The following is a 21177-nucleotide window of genomic DNA, read 5'->3' as shown; positions in this document are numbered from 1 at the left end:
ATCTGGGGCGGGGCGGGCGGTCTGCGCGGGCGCTAGAATCCCGGCATGTCCGGCGCCGAAGGCTCGCCCGAGTCCAGGATCCTCCCCGCGGGGAACCTGGTGCCGGTCTTCCCGCTCCCCAACGTGGTCTTCTTCCCTCGCACCGTGCTTCCTCTGCACGTCTTCGAGCCCCGGTACCGTGCGATGGTCCGCGACGCGACGCAAGGGGCGGGGCTGATCGCCGTCTCCCTGCTCCGGCCGGGGTGGGAGGAGGATTACGAGGGAAACCCGCCGTTTCACTCCGTGGCCACCGTGGGACGGATCGAGGATCTCGAACCGCTGCCCGACGGGAAATTCAACCTGCGGCTCGTCGGCCTCGTGCGCGTCGAGCTGGGGGAGGTCGTTCGCGACCGGCCCTATCGCACGGTGCGCGCGAAGGAGATCCCCGAGGCCGGCGGCGACGACGCCTCCCCCGCCCTGCGCGCCGCGAAGCTCGACCTGCTCGCCTCCCACGGTTGCCTCGTGCGGGAGCTGACCGACCGCGGGGGCCAGGGGATCGTGCTCGACGAGCGGATCCCCTTCGACACCGCGGTGAACGGGGCCTGCGCGAACCTCCCGGTCGACCCGGCGGTCCGGCAGGCGCTGCTGGAGGAAAGCGATCTCCTGCGCCGGCACGCCAAGGCGGCGGCGATGCTCAACGAGGTCCTCGAGCGGGTGCTGCGCCTCAAGTCCCTGCGCGGCAGCGACGAAGGCGACAACTCGGTGAACTAACCGCCGATCTGGTGCATCGTGCGGCGCAGCGGCAGCGCCTCCCGGCGCTCGAGGATGTCCACCGCGCCGCCGCGCCCCTTCCGCGACACGGCCGCCTGCATCCGCGCGACGAGGTCGGCGTCGGTCGCGCCGGCGCGCATCGCCGCCTTGAGGTCGTCCTCGCGGTCGTCGTAGAGGCAGACGCGGAGCTTCCCGTCGGAGGTGAGGCGGAGGCGCCCGCAGTCGGCGCAGAACGGCTCGGTCACCGAGTTGATGAACCCGACGGCGCCCCCGCCGTCCGCGAAGAGGAACCGCGTCGCGGGAGCGCGCCGATCGCGGTCGGGGTCGGGAACGAGAGGCCAGCGCGCGTGGAGCGCGCGCCGGACCGAGGCCCCGCTCACGACCCGGGAGAGGTCCCACGTGCGGTCGTTGTCCAGGGGCATGAACTCGATGAAGCGCACCTCGTAGCCGCGCTCCCTTCCGAACGCGACGAGATCGATCGCCTCGTCGTCGTTGATCCCTCGCAGGAGCACCGCGTTGATCTTGACCGGGCCGAGGCCGGCCGCGGCGGCGGCCTCGAGGCCGCGCAGCACGTCGGCGAGCCGGTCGCGCCCCGTCAGCCTCGCGAAGCGATCGCGCCTCAGGGAGTCGAGGCTCACGTTGACGCGCCGGAGTCCCGCCGCGGCGAGCCGCGGGGCGAACTTCTCCAGGAGCACGCCGTTCGTGGTCAGCGAGAGGTCGTCGATCCCCGGGATCGCCGCGACGGCGGCGACGAAGACGTCGACGTCGCGTCGCACGAGGGGCTCCCCTCCGGTCACACGGACTTTGCGAATCCCCTGCTCCGCGGCCACGCGGACCAGCCGGGCCGCTTCCTCGTAGCGGAGGATCTCCTCCCGCGGGAACCACTCCGGCTCCTCCGGCATGCAGTAGGCGCAGCGGAGGTTGCAGCGGTCGGTTACCGACACGCGAAGATCGTCGTGGACGCGTCCGAAGCCGTCGACGAGGGGCACGATCGTTATTATAGGCGCCGTGGACCGTCTCCCACTCTGGCTCCGCGTCGTCGGCGGCACGCGGACGCTCGTCGCTCCCGCCTGCGTCCTCGTGGGGGCGGCCTTCGCCCTGCACGATCGCCTCCCCTTCCGCCCGGGCGTCCTCGTCGCGTGCCTGCTCGGGTCGTGGCTGGCCTCGTTCGCCGGGCACCTCGCCGACACGATCTTCCACCCGGAAACCCCGCTCTCCGACCGGCGGGAGCCCACGGTGCAGGAGGCGGCGACCCTCGCCGGCGCTTCGCTGGCGCTGGCCGCCGCCTTCGGATTCGGCGTCGCGTGGGTTTCGGGAGCCGCCGTGCTCGGCTGGGCCCTCCTCGGCGCGCTCGCGGGGGCGGCGTATGCGGTCCCGCCGCTCGCCCTCGCCCAGTACGGCCCGGGCCCCGCGTTCGCGTGCGCGTTCGTCGCCCTCGGCCCGGCGGCGGTCGTGGGGGGGTACGCGGCGCAAAGCTCCGAGGCGTCGCTCGGGGCGCTCGTCGCCGCGCTTCCCGTGGGGGTGTTCGCCGCGACGACGACCCAGGCGGGCCGACTTCCCCGCGAGGCCCTCGCCCTCGGGGTACTCGCCTCGCTTGCCGCCCTCGCCCTGGCGACCGCGACCGGCGACTACCCGTCGCTCGCCTGGATCGCGGCCGTCGCGACGATCCCGCTCCTCGCGGAGGCCGCCGGCAGGCCCGTGCCGGTCCCCGCCCCCGCGGCGGCGGCGACGTTCGCCGCCCTCGTCGCCGCCGCCTTCGTCCTGGAGCGGGCGTGGCCTCGCTGATCGAGGCGGCGCCCACCCGGCGCTCCTCCTGGATCTTCGCCGCGGCGTGGGCCTTGACCTGGGGGCTCGTCGGATGCCTCGTGGCCGCCAGCATCGTCTTCGCGACCCAGAGGCGCGCCGACTTCGTGCCGCTGCTCACCACGAGCGTCCTCTTCGCGGAGGTCGTCGGGTTCACGTCGCTTCTGTCCACGCGGGTGGTCTTCCCGATGTTCCGGCGCCTGTCGACCTCGGTGCGTTTCGGCCTCCAGGCAATGACCCTGTTCGCGGGGACCGTGTTCGGCTCCGTGGCGGTCCTCGCCTCGCAACCGCTCTACGCCCTGGCCAACCTGCGCATGGTCTCGGTGATCGTGCTCGTGAACGCGATCCTCGCCGTCCTCACCGGTTTCGCGCTGTTCACCTACGACACCATGCGGCGCCAGATCGAGGCCTCCTACCAGGCGCTGCGCGAGAAGGAGCGGCTCGAGCGCGAGGTCGCGATCGCCCGGGAGGTGCAGCACGAGCTGCTTCCCCGGCGCCTCCCGGAGGTGCGCGGCCTCGAGCTGGCCGGGCGCTGCATCCCCGCGGTGGGCGTGGGAGGCGACTATTTCGACTTCCTGCCCCTCGCGGGCGACCGCCTCGCCATCGTGATCGCGGACGTGTCGGGGAAAGGCATCCCCGCGGCGCTCCTGATGGCGGGGCTCCAGGGCTCGGTCCGTTCGATCGCGCTCCCGGGCGTTCCGCCGGCGGAAGTCCAGGCGCGGCTCAACACGATGCTGCACGACACGACGTCGGCCGCCCGTTACGCCACCTGCTTTTTCGCCTCGTGGGACGGCGCGGCACGCACGCTCGCCTTCAGCAACGCCGGGCACGTCCCGCCGATCCACCTCTGCGCGGAAGGGTCGATCCGTCTCACGGCCGGCGGGATGCCGATCGGCCTGTTCCCCGACCGCCGCTACGCGGAGGACGTCCGCGTGCTCGCTCCCGGCGACGTGGTGGCGTTCTTCACCGACGGTGTGGTCGAGGCCCCCGACCCGCAGGGGAACGAGTTCGGCGAGGATCGGCTGGTCGAGATCCTCGCGCGCCACCGCCGGGGAGGTCTCGAGGCCGCGCTCGACGAGATCGAGCGCGAGGTCGATCGCTGGCGGGGCGGGGCGCCCCCCCACGACGACCTGACCCTCGTCGTCGTGAGGGCGATGTGAGCGCGCCGCGGGCGACGGCGCTCTGGGCGCAGGTCCTGACCTGGGGCGCCGGGAGCACCGTGGCCGGAGCCGCGACCGGACTCGCGGTGGGCGTCTTCCGCGAGGGGGGCTTCGACTCCCGCGTGCTCGCCGTGTCGGTCGTCTTCGCGAACGTCGTCGGCTTCAGCGTCTTCCTGTCGGCGGTCGTCCTCTACCCCAGGCTGCGCCGACTTCCTCCGGTCGCGCGCTTCGCGCTCCTGGAGATCGCGTTGCTCTCCGGCTCGTTCGCCGGGACCTTCCTCGCGATCACCCTCTTCCCGCTTTTCGCCCTCGCCGACCCGACGCGCGTCCTCGCGCTGGCGTCGGTGAACTCCGTCCTCGCCCTCGTCGTGGGCAACGTCGCGTGGAGCTACGAGGGGATGCGCTGGCGCCTGGCGGAGTCGCTGCGCGAGGTCGAGGAGGTCCGCCTGGTCGAGGCCCGCCTGCAGGAGCAGGCCGCCCGCGCGGAGCTTTCGGCGCTGCAGGCGCGGATCAACCCGCACTTCTTCTTCAACACCCTCAACACGATCTCCTCGCTCGTCGGCGCCGATCCGGAGAAGGCGGAAGAGGTCGTGCTCACCCTCGCCGGCCTCTTCCGCTACACCTTCAAGGCGGCCGGCGCCAACGCGGTCGCCCTGTCCGAGGAGCTCGACTTCGTGGAGCAGTACCTCACGATCGAGCGCGCCCGGTTCGGAGACCGCCTTCGCGTCGCGTGGACGATCGACCCTCGCGCGCGCGCGGCGCTCGTGCCCGGGCTGATCCTTCAGCCGCTCGTCGAGAACGCGGTCGGCCACGGAATCGCCCCCGTTCCCGGCGGCGGCACGGTGCGCATCGCGGCGGCCGTCGCCGACGGCCGCCTGTGCGTCGAGGTCGCCGACGACGGGGCCGGACTTCGCGCCGATCCCGCGACCCTCGTGAGCCACGACCACGCGCTCGGGAACGTGCGGCGCCGCCTCGAGACCCGCTACGGTCGGGAAGCCCGATTCGATCTCGTCGCCGGTCCGGGAGGCCGAGGCGCCTGCGCCCGCGTCGAGCTGCCGTTCGCCGCTGCCGGGAGGAGCGAACCATGAACCTTCGATGCGTCCTCGTCGACGACGAGTCCCCCGCGCGCGACCGACTGCGGCGCATGCTCGCCGAGCACGCGGACGTCGAGATCGTGGGCGAGGCGGGCGACGTCGAGACGGCCGTCGCGCTCGTGGACGGGGAACGTCCCGACCTGCTGTTCCTCGACGTGCAGATGCCGGGGGGCGACGGGTTCGAGGTGCTTCGCCGCCTCGAACACCTTCCGCGGGTCGTCTTCACGACGGCGTTCGATCAGTACGCCGTGCGCGCCTTCGAGGTGAACTCCGTCGATTACCTGCTCAAGCCGTTCGCCAAGCCGCGCCTGGCCGCGGCGCTCGACAGGGTGCGCGCGGCGGTCGCGGCCAAGGAGGACGCCTCCGCCCCGGTCGCGCGCGTGCTCGAGGCGATGAAGCCCCCGGGCCAGCCGCTCCCTTTCCGGATCCCCGCCAAGCGGGGCGCGAAGATCGTCCTCCTCGACCCGTCGGAGATCGCGTGGTTCGAGGCCGACGACACCCTCGTCCACGCGCGCGTGGGCGAAACGCGGTACCTCGTCGAGAAGTCGCTCGCCGAGCTCGAGGTCAGCCTCGAGGGGTCCTTTTTCCGTACCCACCGGGCCTATCTCGTGAACCTCGCGAAGATCGGCGAGATCGTGCCCGGGGACGCCGGGACCTACCGGCTCGTGATCCGCGACGAGGCCAAGACGCAGCTTCCCCTGAGCCGGCGACAGGCCCAGAAACTGCGCGAGAGGATTCCGTGGTGACGGGCCCCGGGACCGCTCGTTTTGCGGATTCGACCGCTGGCCGGGAACGGGTTGCCGGGGTCGAACCCGGGACGCCACCATGCATCGTAGGCCACGGGGGAAGGAGGCCACGGCGATGAGAAACAGCCCGTTCCGGACCGTGATGCCGATCGCCCTCCTCCTGTGCTCCTGGTCCGCGCTTCCGGCGCAGGAGTCGGCTCCGCCCCCTCCCACCCCGCCGGTGGCGGCGGTCCCGGAAGTGCCGGAAGTCCCCGACGTCCCGAACCTCGAGGGCGACGGGATCTGGCAGGTCCCGAAGGGAAAGGTCCACGAGGGACGCGCGGTCAAGTTCGTTCAGGCGGTTTCGATCGACGGCACCCTCGACGGAAGCCTGTGGGCGTTCTCCAAGGACACCCGCGTCGCCGGCAAGGTGACCGGCAACCTCCAGGCCACCGGCGAGCGCGCGGTGATCTCCGGCGAGGTCGGCGAGGACACCCGCCTGATCGTGGCGGACGCCCGTATCGACGGCATCGTCCGCGGCGACCTGACCTTCGCCGGCGGGAAGATCGTGATCGGTCCGAAGGCGCGCGTCGAAGGGGACGCGGTGCTGACCGGCCAGGAAGTCGAGATCCTCGGCACCATCGTGGGCGAGACGAAGGTCGCCGGCGGCGTGCTGCGTTTCTCCGGCGTGATCGAGAACGACGCGCGCGTGGACGTCGACGAGTTCATCGTCGACCCCGGCGCGCGTATCGACGGCGACCTCGGCTTCGCCGCGCGCAAGGCGACGGACCTGCGCGGCACGGGAGTCGTGAAGGGGAGCCTCCACGAGGACGGTCGCGAGATCGTCGAGGCTCCTGCCGTGACCCAGTCCCCGATCGTGATCCACCCGCGCTCGGGCCGGTCCTCCTCCAGGGAGGACGACGACGGCACGGGGCTCACGTTCTTCCTCGTCTTCTACGTCGTCCTCCTGGCGCTGGGCAGCGCCCTCGTCGCCCTCGGCCGGCGTCTGGTCCCGAACCTCGTCACGAACCTGCGCGACGAGCCCCTGCAGTGCGTCGGGGTAGGATTCCTCGCGTGGCTCTCCCCCTTCGCCGCCATCTTCGTCGCGATCCTGATCGTGACGATCCCGCTCGTCATCGCGTACTGGTTCCTGTTCTTCGCGATGGTGCCGTTCACCTACGTGCCGGTCTCGGCCTGGGTGGGCGATCTGATCTTTCGCCGCCTGGGGCGCGAGAACGCCTCGCGCTACACGCAGTTCGCCGGGGGACTGGCGGTGTGGTGGCTGGCGGTACAGGTCCCGGTCCTGGGCGTGATGGTGCTGGTGGCGACGTTCCTCGCGGGCCCCGGGACGGTCGTGATCTCCACGCGCAACTGGTGGGTCCAGCGCAAGCGCAACAAGTCGCAACCGTCGGCGCCGCCTCCCGACGCGGCTCCCGCCACCGTCTGATCCGACCGATCGCGCTCGGCCTCGCGCTCGCATGCGCTCCGGCGCGTGCCGGGACGATCGACCTGCGCACGGTCCGGCTCGATTTGCCCGCCCCGCCGGTGGCGTTGCTCTCCGTCGATCTCGACGGCGACGCGCGGCGGGACCTCGTCGTCGTCCTGGCGTTCACCTCCTGGGGGCAGATCTCCTCGGATCGGGTCGAGGCGGCCGTCTCCATCACCGAGATCGTCCCGGCGGTGTTCGAGCGACGGGAGGCCCGGGCGTTCCTCGCACGCGAGGGGGGGTACGTCCCCGCGGCGCCCCCCTTCGATCTCGGCATCGACGTGCACGCGGCTGCGGCGGGTCCCCCCGGAACCGGCGTCGTGCTCCTCGGCGACGGCGGCGTCGACGCGTTGCGGTACGTCGCCGAGCCGGAGCCACGCCTCGAACGCACGCCGCTGCTCCGCGCCGCGGGAGTGTTCGACGGGAGCCGCGAGCTCCTTCCGGGGCTCCGATTCGTCAGCGACCTCGACGCGGACGACGTCCCCGACCTCGTGTTCCCCGGAGCGGAGGGACTCGAGATCCACCGGGGCGGCAACGGCGGATTCGGGTCCGCCCCGGCATTCCGGGCGTTGCTTCCCGGAGACCGCGCCCGGGACCAGGGCACCCTGGTCCGCTTCTACCCCCTCCCCGATTTCGAGGACGTCGACGGCGATCGCCGCCTCGACCTGGTGCTCCGCGGGACGGGGCTCGACGGCCGTCCCAGCCTCCACGTCGCCCGCGGACTCGGGGAATGCCGATTCGGAAGCCTCGCGCCGATCGACCTCGCCGGCGCCCAGTTGCGACAGCCGGCGCCCCCGGCCACGCGGCCCCGCGACCGGAAGGAGGAGCGCCCGCGACCGGAGGGGCGGAACCTCGCCCACTTCGGCGACCTGGACGGGGACGGCCGCGCCGAGGTCGTGACCGCCGAGGCGATCGACACCGATCGGGGCGACCTGAAGCAGGCGAAGGAGCCCCGATTCCGTTACCGGATCCACCGTGTCCGCGACGGGAAGGTCGACGGGACTCCGGCGGCGGAGTTCACCGCCGCGGGATGGACGGGCGACGGGGAGGAATTCGGCGGCGGTCCCTCCTTCCGCGATCTCGACGGCGACTCCCGCAAGGACCTCGTCGCGGTGCGCCTGGACTTCTCGCTATTCCAGGCGGTGCGCGTGCTCACCTCCAAGCGGATCTCGATCGAGCTCGACTTCGGCGTTTGGAGCCAGGGTCCGGGACTCGCCTTCCGGGAGGTGAAGGGGCTCGATCTCTCCGAGAAGCTGACCTTCGACCTCAACGACCTGCGACTCGGACGGATCGCGCAGTTCGCGGGAGACTTCGACGGCGACGGGAGGATCGACTTCGTCCACCTCGGCCGGGGCTCGACGGTCACCGTCCATCGCGGAAGGGACGGAGCGACCTACCCCGCCCGTCCCGACGTCGAGATCCGACTCGACGGCCCGATCGAGGATCTCGCGCTCGTGCGCATCGCCGACCTCGACGGCGACGGCCGCGACGACCTCGCGGTCACGCGACTGCTCGAGGCGAGCGACGCCGTCGCTTCGACCCCCGCGCGGCTCGAGCTTCGATTGAGCGGAGGGGCGCGATGATCGCGGCGATCCTCCTGGCGGCGGCGCCGGCGTGGACGGAGGTCCCGGGCGCGTCGATCCTCGAAGCGCAAGTCGAGGGAACGATCGTCGCGTGGCTTCCGACCGAAGCGGCCGACGGCCGTCGCGAGATCGTCCTCGTCGTCCGCCAGGATCCCGGCGGAGAGCAGCGGCTGCTCCGCCTCTCCCTCGACCCTGCGCGGCCGGGAGTGTCTCCGCTGGCGGCGCCTCCCCTTCCCCGGGAGGCGACGGTCCTCGCGCCGCGCCTTGGCGCCGGGACGGCCACGACCCTCGTCGCCTCGCGCGAAGGGGCGATCGACCGCCTCGACCCGACCGAGACCCCGCGATGGGTGCCGTGGATCACCGACCCGGCGCTGCGCACGAACCGAGGGATCCGGTTCGACCGCGCACTCGACGGCGCGCCGCTCGTCCTCGCCGCCGGACCGGGATCGCTCGTCGCCTGGCGGGTGGACGCGTCCGGGACGACCCGGCTCCCCGAGGCGGCCATCCCGGTGGAGGTGCGCCGCGCATCCAACGGCCTCAACGTCGTCTCCCTCCCCCTTGTCGCGATCGCCGGCCGCCTGGTGACCCCCCCCGTCGCGGTGGGCCTCGAGCGCGTGAGGATCTACGCCGCCGACGCGACGGCCTGGCCGCCCGCCTTCGAGACCTGCTGGGGCCGGCTCCCTTCCCCCGAGCGCGTGCTCGACAGCGCGATCGTGACGCTCGACGGCGAACCGCACGCCGTCGTCACGACGATGGACGCGACGAAGCTCGAGGTATTCGGGGAGAAACGCCTTCGCGTCTTCCCGCTCCGCTCCGACCGCACGCGGGCCGGCGTCGAGGCGCGCCTGGCCTCCGAGACGGACATGAACCTCTGGCAGCCGGCGACGTTCGTGACCCGCGACCTGAACGGCGACGGACGGGACGACCTCGCGATCGCCTACTGGAAGGGCCTTCGATCGGTGAAGGCGGCGGTCGAGGTCCGGCTCGCGGACGGCGCGGGGGGGTTCGGGCCGGCGCGCCGCACGGAGGTCGGCCTCGACGAGGATTCCCCCGGATGGCTCGGTTTCGATCGGGACCTGGACGGCGACGCCGTGCCCGACCTCGCGCTCGTCGCCGGTGCGCGCCTCAAGGCGTTTCGCGGGCGCGCCACCGCCGACGGCCGGCGCGTCGTCGAGCCGAGGCCGTACCTGGACGTGCCGGCGGGCGATCCCGGGGGCGGCGGCGGGTTCTCGATCTCGATCGGAGCGTCGGGGGTGGACGGAGGACCGGTCGGCGGGGGCACCGGCGTCCGGGTGGAGGACATCGACGGCGACGCGGCCCCCGAGGTGATCGTGGCCTCCGGATCGACGATCCGGATCATCGCTCCGAAACGTGCCCCGTGAACCGTCGGTCGACGTGGCTGTTCGCCCTGGTCCCCGTCTTCCTCTGGGGAACGTCGTTCGCCGCGGCCAAGATCGCCCTCGCCGCCTTCAGCCCCGTCACGATCACCTTCGGGCGCGCGGCGCTCGCCATGGCGGCGATCGCGATCGCCGCGCCCCTGCTCCCCGTGCGGTCGGACCGTCCGGCGCGCGGCGACGGGCCGACGCTCCTGCTGCTCGCCCTGATGGGGGTCGTGGCGCAGACCTGGCTGCAGTCGCAGGCCCTGCTCTGGACGACGGTGCAGAACTCCGGGTGGCTCGTCACGATGATCCCGCTGTTCACGGCGGTGCTCTCCGCCGCGTTCCTCGGGGAGCGTTTCCCGCTCGCCAAGATCGCGGGGACGGCCGTCGGCCTCTCCGGGGCCTTGATCGTCGTCGCCTCGCGGGGGGCCTCCCTCGCCCTTCCGGCGACGCGCGGGGATCTGCTGATCCTCGCTTCCGCGCTCAACTGGGCGGTCTACACCCTCGTCGCCCGGCGTCTGCTGGCGCGTCGCTCGCCGATCGCGATCACCCTTCGCACCCTCGCGATCGGGACGCCGCTGCTGGCGGGTGCGTTCCTGCTTCTCGGCGACCCCGGCGAGTTCGTCCGCGCGGGCGCCGGCGCCTGGGCGGCGCTCGTCTATCTCGGTGTCGGCTGCACCGCCGCGGGGTGGATCTGCTGGGCCACCGCCCTCGAGCGACTCGAGCCCGGGACGCTGACCTCGTTCCAGTACCTGCAGCCGCTGGTCACCGTCGCCTCCGCGGCGCTCTTGCTGGGCGAGTCGATCCGACTTCACGCGATCCTGGGGGGCGCCCTGGCCCTTGCGGGAGTCGCCCTCGTCCAACGCGCCGCAGGTCGCGCATAATGCGCCCACCATGGTGGACAAGGCATACAAGAACATGGAGTTCCTGAGCAGCCGCGAGGCGCGGACCTTGCGGATCCTCAGCGAGTACCTCGAGCCGCAGGCGCGATTCGCGCGTTACGGCGTCAAGGACACGGTCGTCTTCTTCGGCTCGGCGCGGACGCTTCCTCCGGATGAGGCACGCGAGCAACTCGAGAGGACACGCGAGTCCGGCGATCCCTCGGCCACGGCCGCCGCCGAGCGCGCCGTCAAGCTGTCCCGGTACTACGAAGACGCGCGGGTGCTCGCGCGCCGGATGACCGAGTGGTCGAAGGGACTGTCGCGGACGACCCGGCGCTTCATCGTTTGCTCGGGCGGCGGCCCGGGGATCATGGAGGCGGCGAACCGCGGCGCGTCGGAAGCCGCGGGGATCTCGATCGGCCTGGGCATCAGTCTGCCCAACGAACCGACGATGAACCGCTTCATCACGCGCGAGCTCGGCTTCGAGTTCCACTACTTCTTCATGCGGAAGTTCTGGTTCGTCTACCTCGCCAAGGCACTCGTGGTGTTTCCGGGCGGCTTCGGGACGATGGACGAGTTGTTCGAGCTGCTCACCCTCGTCCAGACCGGAAAGAGCGCCAAACGCATGCCGATCGTCCTCTACGGGCGGGAGTTCTGGAACGACGTGCTGCACCTCGACGCCCTCGTCGCGTGGGGGACGATCTCCCCCGGCGACCTCGGGCTGTTCCGCGTGGTGGACTCGGTCGACGAGGCCTTCGATCACCTCAGCTCGCAGCTGTCCGGGCTCTACCTCGAGTCCGAGCCCCCGGAGCCTCCGGCCTCCGGATTGCGGGACGCGTGATCCGTCCTCGCGACCTCCTGCGGCCGCTCCTGTGGACGCGGAGACGTTTCCGCACCGACGAGCGGGGCTGGTCGGTCGCGCTCGTCGTCGCGGCCGGGGGGCTCGGTGCCCTCGCGGCGCTCGCCGTGCGCTCGGGCGGACTCGCGATCCAGTCCTTGGCGTTCTCGAGCGCCGACGAGCCGCTCGCCGTCGCGCGCGGGCTGGGCCTTCCGATGATCGTGCTCGCCCCCGCCGCGGGGGGCCTCGCCGCGGGGCTGCTCGCCTGGTACCTGCGCCGCGGGAAGGCCGGCGGCGGCGAGGGGACCTCCGAGATCATGGAAGCGGTCTCGCTGAAGGGGACCGCGCGCCTGGACCTCGCGCGGTCGCTGAAGGCGTCGTTCGGATCGGTGCTGCTCAACGCCACCGGGGGCTCGGTGGGCCGCGAGGGGCCGATCGTCCAGATCGCCGCATCGGCCGCATCGCGGCTGGGGTCGGCCCTGCAGGTCCCCGTCGAGCGGAGGCGCGTGCTGATCGGGTGCGGCGTCGCCGCCGGGATGGCCGCCGCCTACAACGCGCCGATCGGCGCGGCCATGTTCGTCATGGAGGTGGTGCACGGGAACTTCGCCCTCGAGATCTTCGGGCCCGTCGTCCTCGCGGCGGTCACCTCGACGATGGTCTCGTGGGGGTTCTTCGGGTCGGGGCCGCTCTACCCCGTCCCCGCCGAGCACGCGCCGACGCTCCTCTCCCTCCCGCTGTTCGCCCTGCTCGGCGCGCTCGTCGCCTGGGCGGGACTCGTCTTGCGGGGCGCGATCGAGGCCTCCGAGAAGACGTTTGCGAAGCTCAGACTCCCGATCTGGGCGCGCATGGCCCTCGGCGGGGCGATCGTCGGGCTCGTCGCGGCCTGGATCCCCGAGGTCTGGGGGAACGGCTACGACGGGGTGCGGGAGGTCCTCAGCGGGAGCATCGCGGCCAAGGTCCTCCTGCCGCTCGCGCTCGCCAAGATCATCGCGACCGCCGTGTCGCTGGGATCGGGGGGCTCCGGGGGCGTCTTCACCCCGGCGTTGCTGGTCGGAGCGGCGAGCGGGGCGTTGTACGGACTCGGGATCGACGCCCTCTTCCCGGGGCTTGCCGTCTCCCCGGTCTTCTGGGCGCTGGGGGGCATGAGCGCGGCGATCGCCGCGACGACCTTCGCGCCGATCACCGCGCTGATCATCGTCTTCGAGATGTGCCAGAACTACGGGGCGGTGATGCCGCTGGCGCTCGTCACCACGACCGCGACCTGGGTCGCGCGGCAGCTGCGCAGGGACTCGATCTACACGGAAGCGCTCCGTCGACGCGGGGTCGATTTCGACGTGGCCTTCGAGCAGATGGCGATCGCGTCGCTGCGCGCGGAGGATCTCGTCCGGACCGACCCGCTCACCGTGCGGGTCGATGCGAGGCTGCGCGAGGTCCTCGACCGCTTCTCGCAAAGCCGCCAGACCGCAATCTACGTCCTCGGGATCGACGGGCGGCTCGTCGGCGCGATCGACCTGCGGGACGCCTTCCAGGTCGCCGGGGAAGCGGCGTTACGGGAGAGTCTCGTCGCCTCCGATCTCGTCCGGGACGTGGCGCGCGTCACGCCTCGGACCCCGCTCGACGAGGTGCTCCGGCGCTTCTCGCAGCTCGAGCTGGCGCAACTGCCGGTCGTCGCGACCGACGACCCCGATCAGCTCGTCGGCACGGTGGCCCGCCGGGACGTCGTGCAGGCCCTCGATCGCGAGGTCCTGCGACGGCGCATGGTCCTCGCGCAGTACCTCGGGGCGCGCGTCCCGTCTCCCGAGGTCGGGAGTCGTCGCTCGGGAGACCTGACGATCCGCGAGATCCGCCCGCCGGAGGGGTGGCTCGGTCAGACCCTGCAGCAGGCCGACCCGTACGGGCGCCACGGCGTCTTCGTGTTGGCGATCCGCAAGGAAACGGCCGACGGACCGAAGGAGATCTCCCCTGCGCCCCCCGACCTGCGGCTGGAAGAAACGGATGCGGTGGTGCTTCTCGGCCCGGCTGCGGCCCTCGACCGGCTAGCGCCGGAAGTTTGAGCCGGAGCGTCCGGTCAGGGTGGACTCGCTGAACGGCTTCGTGTCGACGGTTCCGCTGGCGCCGGCGGCCTGGGCGGGCCCGATCTGCTCGACGATGTCCTTCACCGCATACGCGGTCATCTGGGGTTTTTCGTAGGCACGTTTCGTCGGCATCGCGAGACCTCCGTCGGGTTCGGCTTCGACCCCGTCCTGCAACTGCGATGTAGAGTACGGTGCCGGGGGGTGATCCGCAATATCGCAATTCGTCATTGAATTTAGGAATTAAAAACTAGGAGTGCGCATGTCGTCCGTCCTGGCTGCCGCGGGCGGTTCCGGTGTCGAGCTCGGACAGATTCTGCCGATTTGGAGCGCCATCCCATTCGTCGGCATGCTCCTTTCGATCGCGCTCGGGCCGCTGCTGTTCCCCCGGTTCTGGCACCACCACTACCCGAAGATCGCCATCGGTTGGGGATTGCTCCTCGCGGTTCCCTTCGTGGTCGCCTATCGCGGCCGTGCGGGGTACGAGATCCTGCACATCCTGCTGGCGGACTACCTGCCGTTCGTCCTGATCCTCTTCGGCCTGTACACCGTGGCCGGCGGGATCGTGGTCCGGGGACGATTCGCCGGGACCCCGGCCTTCAACACGGCCTACCTCGCCTTCGGCGCCCTGCTCGCCTCGTGGATCGGCACCACCGGCGCGTCGATGCTCCTGATCCGGCCGTTGCTGCGGGCCAACGAGGTACGGCGCCACAAGGTCCACGTGGTCGTCTTCTTCATCTTCCTCGTGTCGAACATCGGCGGTTGTCTCACCCCCCTCGGCGACCCTCCGTTATTCCTGGGGTTCCTGCGCGGCGTGCCGTTCTTCTGGACATTGTTCATGACCCCGCTGTTCGCCTTCGTGGGGGGGCTGACCCTCGCCGCGTTCCTCGTCGTCGACCTCCTCCTGTACCGCAAGGAGCGGCGCGAAGGGGGGATCGCGCAGGTCCCGATCGAGGAGTCGGCGGCCCACGCCCGTTTCCGCGTCGACGGCCTGCACAACCTCGTCTTCCTCGCGGGGATCGTCGGCGCGGTCCTGCTGTCGGGGATCTGGGATGCCGGGGAGTTGGACGTCCTCGGCGTGCACCTGTCGGTGTCGGGACTCGTTCGCGACGCCGTCATTCTCGCGATGGCCGTGGCGTCGCTCCGGACGACGCGAAAGGAGCTGCGCGAGGCGAACGGGTTCACATGGGAACCCATGCGCGAGGTCGCGATCCTCTTCCTGGGGATCTTCACGACGATCATCCCGGCCCTCGCGATCCTTCGGGCGGGGGAATCGGGTCCGCTCGGAGCCCTCCTGAAGCTCGTCGAGACGCCGGCACACTACTTCTGGGCGACGGGGACGTTGTCGTCGTTCCTCGACAACGCACCGACCTACCTCGCGTTCCTCACGCTGGAGATCGGGCGCATCTACCCCGGAGTTCCTGAGGCCCAGGCGATCGCCCGCCTCGTGCTGGAGCATCCCTACGGGCTCGAGGCGGTCTCCGCGGGGGCGGTCTTCATGGGGGCGAACACGTACATCGGCAACGCGCCGAACTTCATGGTGAAGTCGATCGCCGAGGAGTCGGGCGTGGAGATGCCCTCGTTCTTCGGTTACATCCTCCGCTGGACCCTTCCGATCCTGATCCCGATCTTCGCGATCGCGACCTGGGTGTTCTTCTCGTGAGCGCATCCGAACGACGCCTGCGGTTCCTCTGCCCCCCGGATGCGAAGGGGCTGACCGTCGCGAAGGCGTTGCACGACGCGGCGGGGCTGAGCCACGCCGACGCCAAGGGGATCGTCGCCTCGGGGCTCGCCCGCGTGAACGGGACCACGACGACCCGCGCCGACCACCGGCTGTCTCCGGGGGACGTCGTCGAAGCGTCGTGGGACCCGGCGCGTCGCTACAAGGCCCCTCGCGCCGCCGCGCTCAAGGGACCGGGGTTCCGCGTGGTCCACGAGGACGACGACGTGGCCGTCGTGGAGAAAGCCCCGGGCGTTCTCACGGTTCCGGCCCCCACGGACAAGGGCATCTCCCTGCTCGAGCGGCTCGAGCACCACTACCGCAAGCGTGGCTTGAAGGGAATCTCGCTCGAGGCGGTGCACCGGATCGATCGCTACACCTCGGGGCTCGTCGCCTTCGCCCGTCACGGGGCCGCCCGTGCCGCGCTCCGCTCGGAGTTCGCCCGCGGGCGCCCCGAGCGCGTCTATCTTGCGGTGGTCGAGGGGCGGCTCGACAAGGACCGCGGGCGCCTCGAGCACCGGCTTGCGGAGAACCCGAAGAGCCTGAAGGTGCACACGGTTCCCGAAGGGGCCGAGGGACGCGACGCCGCCTGCACGTATCGCGTCCTCGAACGATTCACGGACGCCACGCTCGTCGAAGTGCGCCTGGAGACCGGCCGGCGCAACCAGATCCGCGTGCAGTTCGCGGCGGTGGGGCACCCGCTCGTCGGGGACGTCGCCTACGGCCGTCCTTCCCCGCGGATCGCGCGGGTGGCGCTTCATGCGTATCGGCTCGGCTTCGCGAGCCCTTCGGGGAAGTCGCTCGTCTTCCAGTCGGAGCCGCCACGGGACTTCCGCGAGCTCCTCGCCGCGCTGCGCCGCCCGCCGGACGAGCCGGTCAGGCCCCGACGAGCACCAGCACGCCGGTATAGGTGAACAGCTGGTTGATGCCGCGCAGCGGGGCGATCTCGGCGTTGCAGAAGAAGCCGAGGATGGGAAGCCCCGGGAGCGCCGAGCTCAGGATGCCGGCGTCGACATCCGGCTTCCCGTAGAGCGAGCGTCCCCGCGCGACGCAGTCGAAGTAGAGGCCGAACGCCCAGTCTCCCGTTCCACCATCCGCGCGGAGGCTCGCCACCGAACGTTCGAGCTCGGCGCGGGCCGCGTGGGGCTCGCGAACCGCGAAGACGACCGACTGACCCTCCTCCACGACGTCCGCGACGCCGAGGGCCCCGGACTCCGGGTCGGCGGCGACGATGTTCCGGACGAGGTACTCCCCGGGGGACAGCACCGCCCCTCCGTTCTCCGGCAGGAGCGCCACCGACACGGCATGCAGGGCGCACTCCGGATCGTCGAACAGGTCCTCGGGGACGACCTCGCGCAGGCGGTCGAGCGCCGGCCGGCCGTCGAGCTCGTAGAGGAGATTCCCGTCGGCCCGGGTGACGCGCAGCGGCCCCCCGACCGGCCGGCACCCCTGCGCGACGATCACGCGGCTGCGCACCCGGCCGCCGATTCGGACCCCCGACACCGCCGCCGAGGACATCTCGGTCCCGCTGAACTGGAAGGTGGCCGGGAAATCCCGCGACGACGACGCCGCGCCCCCCGCCACCGCCACACCCCCCAACGTCGCGTCGAGCCCGTGCAGGAGCCGTCCGGGGTGCATGCGGTAGGGGTCGGGCCACACGAGGAGAAGGTCGTCCTTCCCGCGCGAACCGATCAGCCGCTGTCCGAGGTGGATCCCCGCCGTCAGCCCCTGGTCGCCCGCGTCGCGAAACAGGAACGGAGTGGCCCGCATCGAATCGGACGCGAGGGCGAGGACCCCCACGGCGGGCTCGTTTTCGATCTCGCGCCCCTCCGCGACGACCCCTGCGGCCGAGCAGCCGACGACGTAGGGGGTGCCGGATCCGGCGGTCAGGGTGGCGAGGATGTCGGGGAGCTCGTCGGCGTGGTCGCCGCTGACGAAGGCGATGCACAGGTCGGGGCGTTCCCCGAGCGACATCGCCGCGCGTTCCACCGCCTCGGCGGCTGCGAACGCACCGTCCGTCGCCGTCGACAGCCCCACCCCCGCCTTGAGCATCGCGGGGAGTCTAGAAAGCCGTCGCCGGCTTCGCCATGAGGTCGGCTTCTTCCGCGTTTTCCATTGCGGGCCGGGATGGCGGTTCCTATATTCGGAGTCGCGCCGCGCCTGCGACGGCGTACCTTCCGAGCGTCGTTCGAGGACCCTTCGATGCACCAAGCCCGACTCACGCTCCCGCTCCTCCTCCTTCTCGCCGCGGCGCCGGCGGTTCGCGCGGAGGAGCCGCCGGCGTTCCCCGTTCCCGCCGCGCTCGCCGAGTCGGTGGAGTTCTGGAAACGCGTGTGGTCGGAGTGGGATCTCGGAAGCGTCGTGCTGCACGACAACGCGCACCCGACGATCGTCTACGAGGTCGTCGCGCTCCCCGGCCCGATCGAGGACGGCTACTCCGACGCCCAGCGCGAGTTCGCGAAGGCGCGGCGCGAGGCCTTGTCCCAGCGTCTGGCCGGCGTCGAGGTCAAGGTGGCGGCGGGCGCCGAGCTCGACGACGAGGAAAAGCGGCTGGTGCTGGTCATTACGCAGGGCGCCGGGGCGGAGGCGATCGCCGGAGCGTCGGAGCGCGTCCGTTCCCAGCGGGGACTTCGCGAGCGCTTCGCGAACGGCGTCGCCGCGAGCGGACGATGGCTCCCCGAGTTCAAGCGGATCTTCCGCACGGCGGGCCTCCCCGAGGACCTCGCCTACCTCCCCCACGTCGAGTCGTCGTTCCGCGCCGACGCACGTTCGTCGGTCGGCGCGCTGGGGATGTGGCAGTTCATGCGATCGACCGGCCGCAAGTTCCTCACGATCACGCCGGCGATCGACGAGCGGCTCGACCCGGTCGCCTCCGCTCGCGGCGCGGCGAAGTACCTCGCCGCCGCCTACGCCCGCCTCGAGAGTTGGCCTTTGGCCGTGACGTCTTACAACCACGGCGTCGAGGGGATGTCGCGCGCGAAGGAGCGGTTCGGAACCGACTTCGAGGCGATCGTCTCGGACTACGACGGGAAGTACTTCGGGTTCGCCTCGAAGAACTTCTACGCGAGCTTCGTCGCGGCCCTCGAGTTGGCGAAGCGCTACGAGACGGCGCCCCCGGAGGGGTTGTCGATCCTCGCCCCCGACGCGCTGGACCGGCTGACGCTCGACCGCCCCGCGACGGCGCTGTCCCTCGCCCGCCGTTACGGCGTCCCGCTCGGCGAGCTCGCCGCCATCAACCCCGCCTGGACGAAACGCGCCGTTCGGGGGAACGCGACCCTTCCGGGCGGCGTCCACGTCTGGCTTCCGGAAGGGACGCTCGAGAAGGCCGCCCGCGCGAAGGCGCAACGCTCCGACAGGTTCCACGTCGTCCGCGCCGGGGACACCCTCGCCGAGATCGCGCGCCGGTATGAGGTGCGGCTCGATGAGCTCGTCAGCCGCAACGGGTTGACGGTCTCCGCGGTGATCCGCCCCGGCGAGCGCCTGGAGATCCCGCTGAGCCGCTGATTCCCTCGCATTTGCGGTCGCCGCGAGGGGGTTCGTATAGTCTTGCGGCCCATGAGCGATCCGCGGTACGTCAACAAGGGGTTCGGACTCAAGCAGGTCATCAGCGGCCAGCTCGTCCGCGACTACCACAGCCCGCTCGTCGAGCGGATGCGCGCCGAGGGGTTCCGCCTTTCGGTCGGCGACCTGACGTTCCACCTCGCCCAGGAGTTCGGGTTCTGCTACGGGGTCGACCGGGCGGTCGAATACGCCTACGAGACGCGCGAGAAATTCCCCGACCGGCGGGTGTTCATCACCGGCGAGATCATCCACAACCCCGGGGTCAACCGGCGGCTCATCGAGATGGGGATCCGCTTCCTCGACGGGAGCGACGCCGGGGTGTCGATCGACGCGCTCGGCCCGGAGGACGTCGTGATCCTCCCCGCCTTCGGGGTCACCACCGACATGATGGCCCGGCTCAAGGGGCGCAACGCGATCCTCGTCGACACCACCTGCGGGTCGGTGCTCAACGTCTGGAAGAACGTCGAGAAGTACGCCCGCGACGGGTTCACCGCGCTGATCCACGGGAAGTTCGATCACGAGGAGACGCGCGCGACCGCCTCGCGCGCCCTGAGGTACGACCCCGGGCGTTATCTCGTGGTGCGGGACATGGAAGAAGCCGCCGTGCTCTGCGACTACGTGCGCGGGCGGGGGGACCGCGAGGCCTTCGTGGCGCGCTTCGCCCGGGCGAGCTCGCCCGGATTCGACCCCGACCTCGATCTCGAGCACATCGGCTGCGCCAACCAGACGACGATGCTCTCGAGCGAGTCCCTCGCGATCGCGGAGGCGGTCCGTCGCGCCCTCGTCGATCGATGGGGCGACGAGGAGGCGGCGCGGCGGTTTCGCGCCTTCGACACCATCTGCAGCGCCACGCAGGAGCGCCAGGACGCGCTGTACGCCATGCTCTCCACGCACCGGCTCGACCTCGTGCTGGTCATCGGCGGCTACAACTCGTCGAACACGACGCACCTGCTCGAGATCGGACTCGAGAAGGGGGTGCCGACCTGGCACATCCAGACCGCGGCGTGTCTCGAGTCCGCGCAGCGCCTGCGCCATCAGCCCCTGCACGCGCGCGCGGAGACGCACGCGCACGGCTGGCTCCCTCCGGGCCCGCTCGCGATCGGCGTGACCGCCGGGGCCTCCACACCCAACAGCGAGATCGAGGCGGTCGTGCGACGCGTCGCCTCCTTCCGAGGGCTCGCCGCGTGATCTCGAACCGACGCCCGCCGCGACGCCCCGTGCGTCCCCGCCGCCCGCCGTCCACGCCGTCCCCGAAGGTCGTGCGCGACCGATCGGAGCCGCTCCACGTCGAGATCGTGGTCGTCGGGCGCGAGATTCTCCGCGGCCGCATCCGCGACGACAATGCGGCATGGATCGGTGCGGAGCTGTCCCTGCGCGGGGCGATCGTGCACCGGGTCACGATCGTCGACGACTCGGAGCGTGCGGTGAACGCCGCCGTCTCCGAGGCGCTCGTCCGCCGCGCCGGGCTCGTCGTCACGACCGGCGGTCTCGGGCCGACGCTCGACGACCGGACGCTCGCCGGGGTCGCCGACGCCGTCCGCCTGCCCCTCGCCCCGAGCCCCCCGGCCCGCGCGATGGTCGAGAAGGCCTACTCGCGACTCGAAGGCTCCCGCGAGGTCGAGCGCAGCGGCCTCACCGCCGCCCGCGAGAAGCTCTGCACGATCCTCGTGGGCTCCGAGCCGATCGAGAACCCCGAGGGGGTGGCGCCCGGCGTGCTGCTCAAGCGGACCGGCGGCGCCGCGGTGTTGTGCCTTCCCGGTCTTCCCGACGAGTGCCGCTCCGTCTTCGATCGTGCGCTCCCGCTGCTCAAGGGGCTGCTCCCCCACGGCGTCCAGGCGCGCCGCGAGGTCGAGACCCCGACCAAGGACGAAAGCGCGCTGCGTCCCTGGCTCGACCGCGTCGCCCGCGAGCACCCCGGGGTGTGGATCAAGGCACACGCCGCGGGATTCGGGAAACGCAAGGGACCGGTCGTCGTCTCGATCGAGGCGTTCGCCCCGACGCGCAAGGAGTCCGAGCTCCTCGTCGACGGCGCATTGCGCCGGCTGCTCGCCCTCGCCGGCGGCGGCGCCGGGAAGTAGAAAAGGGGTCAGACCCCTTTTTCCGGCGAAGGCTCGGATCGGAAAAG

Annotated in this window: 19 protein-coding genes; 16 read left to right on the top strand and 3 right to left on the bottom strand. The window is 71.6% G+C overall.

Annotated elements, in window-relative coordinates; all coding sequences use genetic code 11:
* Positions 1 to 45: 45 nt before the first annotated feature.
* Positions 46 to 750, top strand: coding sequence for an LON peptidase substrate-binding domain-containing protein (locus VF139_04825; GenBank protein ID HEX6850710.1), 705 nt, complete (start codon positions 46 to 48; stop codon positions 748 to 750).
* Here VF139_04825 and moaA read toward each other — a convergent pair.
* On the bottom strand, positions 747 to 1739 hold the full coding sequence (moaA, locus tag VF139_04820; protein ID HEX6850709.1) for a GTP 3',8-cyclase MoaA: 993 nt from the start codon (positions 1737 to 1739) through the stop codon (positions 747 to 749). The two genes, VF139_04825 and moaA, sit on opposite strands and share 4 nt — an antisense overlap.
* 19 nt (positions 1740 to 1758) lie before the next feature.
* On the opposite strand from moaA, the gene VF139_04815 reads away from it, so the two are divergent.
* The 10 genes from VF139_04815 (at position 1759) to VF139_04770 (ending at position 13753) form a co-directional block, all read left to right on the top strand.
* Complete coding sequence (locus tag VF139_04815) at positions 1759 to 2535, top strand: hypothetical protein (GenBank protein ID HEX6850708.1); 777 nt, start codon at positions 1759 to 1761, stop codon at positions 2533 to 2535.
* Entirely contained in the window at positions 2523 to 3713 is a 1191-nt protein-coding gene (locus tag VF139_04810; protein HEX6850707.1) for a PP2C family protein-serine/threonine phosphatase, read from the top strand. Before VF139_04815 ends, VF139_04810 begins: the two co-directional genes overlap by 13 nt.
* Complete coding sequence (locus VF139_04805; GenBank protein HEX6850706.1) at positions 3710 to 4801, top strand: histidine kinase; 1092 nt, start codon at positions 3710 to 3712, stop codon at positions 4799 to 4801. The genes VF139_04810 and VF139_04805 overlap by 4 nt, the downstream gene beginning before the upstream one ends.
* Positions 4798 to 5553 (top strand): response regulator, encoded by a 756-nt coding sequence (locus VF139_04800; GenBank protein HEX6850705.1) that lies wholly within the window; start codon positions 4798 to 4800, stop codon positions 5551 to 5553. The genes VF139_04805 and VF139_04800 overlap by 4 nt, the downstream gene beginning before the upstream one ends.
* A gap of 115 nt (positions 5554 to 5668) precedes the next feature.
* Positions 5669 to 6979 carry a polymer-forming cytoskeletal protein gene (locus VF139_04795; GenBank protein ID HEX6850704.1) on the top strand — a complete coding sequence of 437 codons (1311 nt, stop codon included), beginning with the start codon at positions 5669 to 5671 and terminating at the stop codon, positions 6977 to 6979.
* A 98-nt stretch (positions 6980 to 7077) separates the two neighbouring features.
* On the top strand, positions 7078 to 8601 hold the full coding sequence (locus tag VF139_04790; protein HEX6850703.1) for an FG-GAP-like repeat-containing protein: 1524 nt from the start codon (positions 7078 to 7080) through the stop codon (positions 8599 to 8601).
* Positions 8598 to 9983, top strand: a complete 1386-nt coding sequence (locus tag VF139_04785) for a VCBS repeat-containing protein (protein ID HEX6850702.1) — start codon at positions 8598 to 8600, stop codon at positions 9981 to 9983. Before VF139_04790 ends, VF139_04785 begins: the two co-directional genes overlap by 4 nt.
* A complete protein-coding gene (locus VF139_04780) occupies positions 9980 to 10864 on the top strand; it encodes a DMT family transporter (protein ID HEX6850701.1) in 885 nt (294 codons plus the stop codon). Before VF139_04785 ends, VF139_04780 begins: the two co-directional genes overlap by 4 nt.
* A gap of 10 nt (positions 10865 to 10874) precedes the next feature.
* Complete coding sequence (locus VF139_04775; protein ID HEX6850700.1) at positions 10875 to 11702, top strand: LOG family protein; 828 nt, start codon at positions 10875 to 10877, stop codon at positions 11700 to 11702.
* Positions 11699 to 13753, top strand: coding sequence for a chloride channel protein (locus VF139_04770; protein HEX6850699.1), 2055 nt, complete (start codon positions 11699 to 11701; stop codon positions 13751 to 13753). Before VF139_04775 ends, VF139_04770 begins: the two co-directional genes overlap by 4 nt.
* Here the strand turns inward: VF139_04770 and VF139_04765 are convergent.
* Positions 13736 to 13906 (bottom strand): hypothetical protein, encoded by a 171-nt coding sequence (locus VF139_04765; GenBank protein HEX6850698.1) that lies wholly within the window; start codon positions 13904 to 13906, stop codon positions 13736 to 13738. The genes VF139_04770 and VF139_04765 overlap by 18 nt on opposite strands.
* A 127-nt stretch (positions 13907 to 14033) precedes the next feature.
* On the opposite strand from VF139_04765, the gene VF139_04760 reads away from it, so the two are divergent.
* Together VF139_04760 and VF139_04755 are read left to right on the top strand one after the other, a co-directional pair.
* Positions 14034 to 15434 (top strand): sodium:proton antiporter, encoded by a 1401-nt coding sequence (locus VF139_04760; GenBank protein HEX6850697.1) that lies wholly within the window; start codon positions 14034 to 14036, stop codon positions 15432 to 15434.
* A complete protein-coding gene (locus tag VF139_04755; protein HEX6850696.1) occupies positions 15431 to 16405 on the top strand; it encodes an RluA family pseudouridine synthase in 975 nt (324 codons plus the stop codon). The genes VF139_04760 and VF139_04755 overlap by 4 nt, the downstream gene beginning before the upstream one ends.
* On the opposite strand, the gene VF139_04750 is transcribed toward VF139_04755, so the two are convergent.
* A complete protein-coding gene (locus VF139_04750; GenBank protein HEX6850695.1) occupies positions 16368 to 17543 on the bottom strand; it encodes an FIST N-terminal domain-containing protein in 1176 nt (391 codons plus the stop codon). The genes VF139_04755 and VF139_04750 overlap by 38 nt on opposite strands.
* 150 nt (positions 17544 to 17693) lie before the next feature.
* Here VF139_04750 and VF139_04745 point away from each other — a divergent pair, with 150 nt between their 5' ends.
* From VF139_04745 to VF139_04735, 3 genes are all read left to right on the top strand, one after another.
* Positions 17694 to 18995 (top strand): transglycosylase SLT domain-containing protein, encoded by a 1302-nt coding sequence (locus tag VF139_04745; GenBank protein HEX6850694.1) that lies wholly within the window; start codon positions 17694 to 17696, stop codon positions 18993 to 18995.
* A 51-nt stretch (positions 18996 to 19046) separates the two neighbouring features.
* Positions 19047 to 20240, top strand: a complete 1194-nt coding sequence (locus VF139_04740; protein HEX6850693.1) for a 4-hydroxy-3-methylbut-2-enyl diphosphate reductase — start codon at positions 19047 to 19049, stop codon at positions 20238 to 20240.
* Between the two features lie 71 nt (positions 20241 to 20311).
* Positions 20312 to 21130, top strand: coding sequence for a molybdopterin-binding protein (locus VF139_04735; GenBank protein ID HEX6850692.1), 819 nt, complete (start codon positions 20312 to 20314; stop codon positions 21128 to 21130).
* The last annotated feature ends 47 nt before the right edge of the window (positions 21131 to 21177 follow it).

This window comes from Candidatus Polarisedimenticolaceae bacterium (assembly GCA_036376135.1).
In the GTDB taxonomy this organism is placed as follows: domain Bacteria; phylum Acidobacteriota; class Polarisedimenticolia; order Polarisedimenticolales; family DASRJG01; genus DASVAW01.
This window is presented reverse-complemented; position numbering and strand designations above follow the sequence as displayed.

What these genes read in the sequence shown, in the direction of transcription:
- VF139_04825 (HEX6850710.1), top strand. Translation starts at nt 46, where the DNA reads ATGTCCGGCGCCGAAGGCTCGCCCGAGTCCAGGATCCTCCCCGCGGGG.
- VF139_04800 (HEX6850705.1), top strand. Translation starts at nt 4,798, where the DNA reads ATGAACCTTCGATGCGTCCTCGTCGACGACGAGTCCCCCGCGCGCGAC.
- VF139_04795 (HEX6850704.1), top strand. Translation starts at nt 5,669, where the DNA reads ATGAGAAACAGCCCGTTCCGGACCGTGATGCCGATCGCCCTCCTCCTG.
- VF139_04785 (HEX6850702.1), top strand. Translation starts at nt 8,598, where the DNA reads ATGATCGCGGCGATCCTCCTGGCGGCGGCGCCGGCGTGGACGGAGGTC.
- VF139_04775 (HEX6850700.1), top strand. Translation starts at nt 10,875, where the DNA reads ATGGTGGACAAGGCATACAAGAACATGGAGTTCCTGAGCAGCCGCGAG.
- VF139_04765 (HEX6850698.1), bottom strand. Translation starts at nt 13,906, where the DNA reads ATGCCGACGAAACGTGCCTACGAAAAACCCCAGATGACCGCGTATGCG.
- VF139_04760 (HEX6850697.1), top strand. Translation starts at nt 14,034, where the DNA reads ATGTCGTCCGTCCTGGCTGCCGCGGGCGGTTCCGGTGTCGAGCTCGGA.
- VF139_04750 (HEX6850695.1), bottom strand. Translation starts at nt 17,543, where the DNA reads ATGCTCAAGGCGGGGGTGGGGCTGTCGACGGCGACGGACGGTGCGTTC.
- VF139_04745 (HEX6850694.1), top strand. Translation starts at nt 17,694, where the DNA reads ATGCACCAAGCCCGACTCACGCTCCCGCTCCTCCTCCTTCTCGCCGCG.
- VF139_04740 (HEX6850693.1), top strand. Translation starts at nt 19,047, where the DNA reads ATGAGCGATCCGCGGTACGTCAACAAGGGGTTCGGACTCAAGCAGGTC.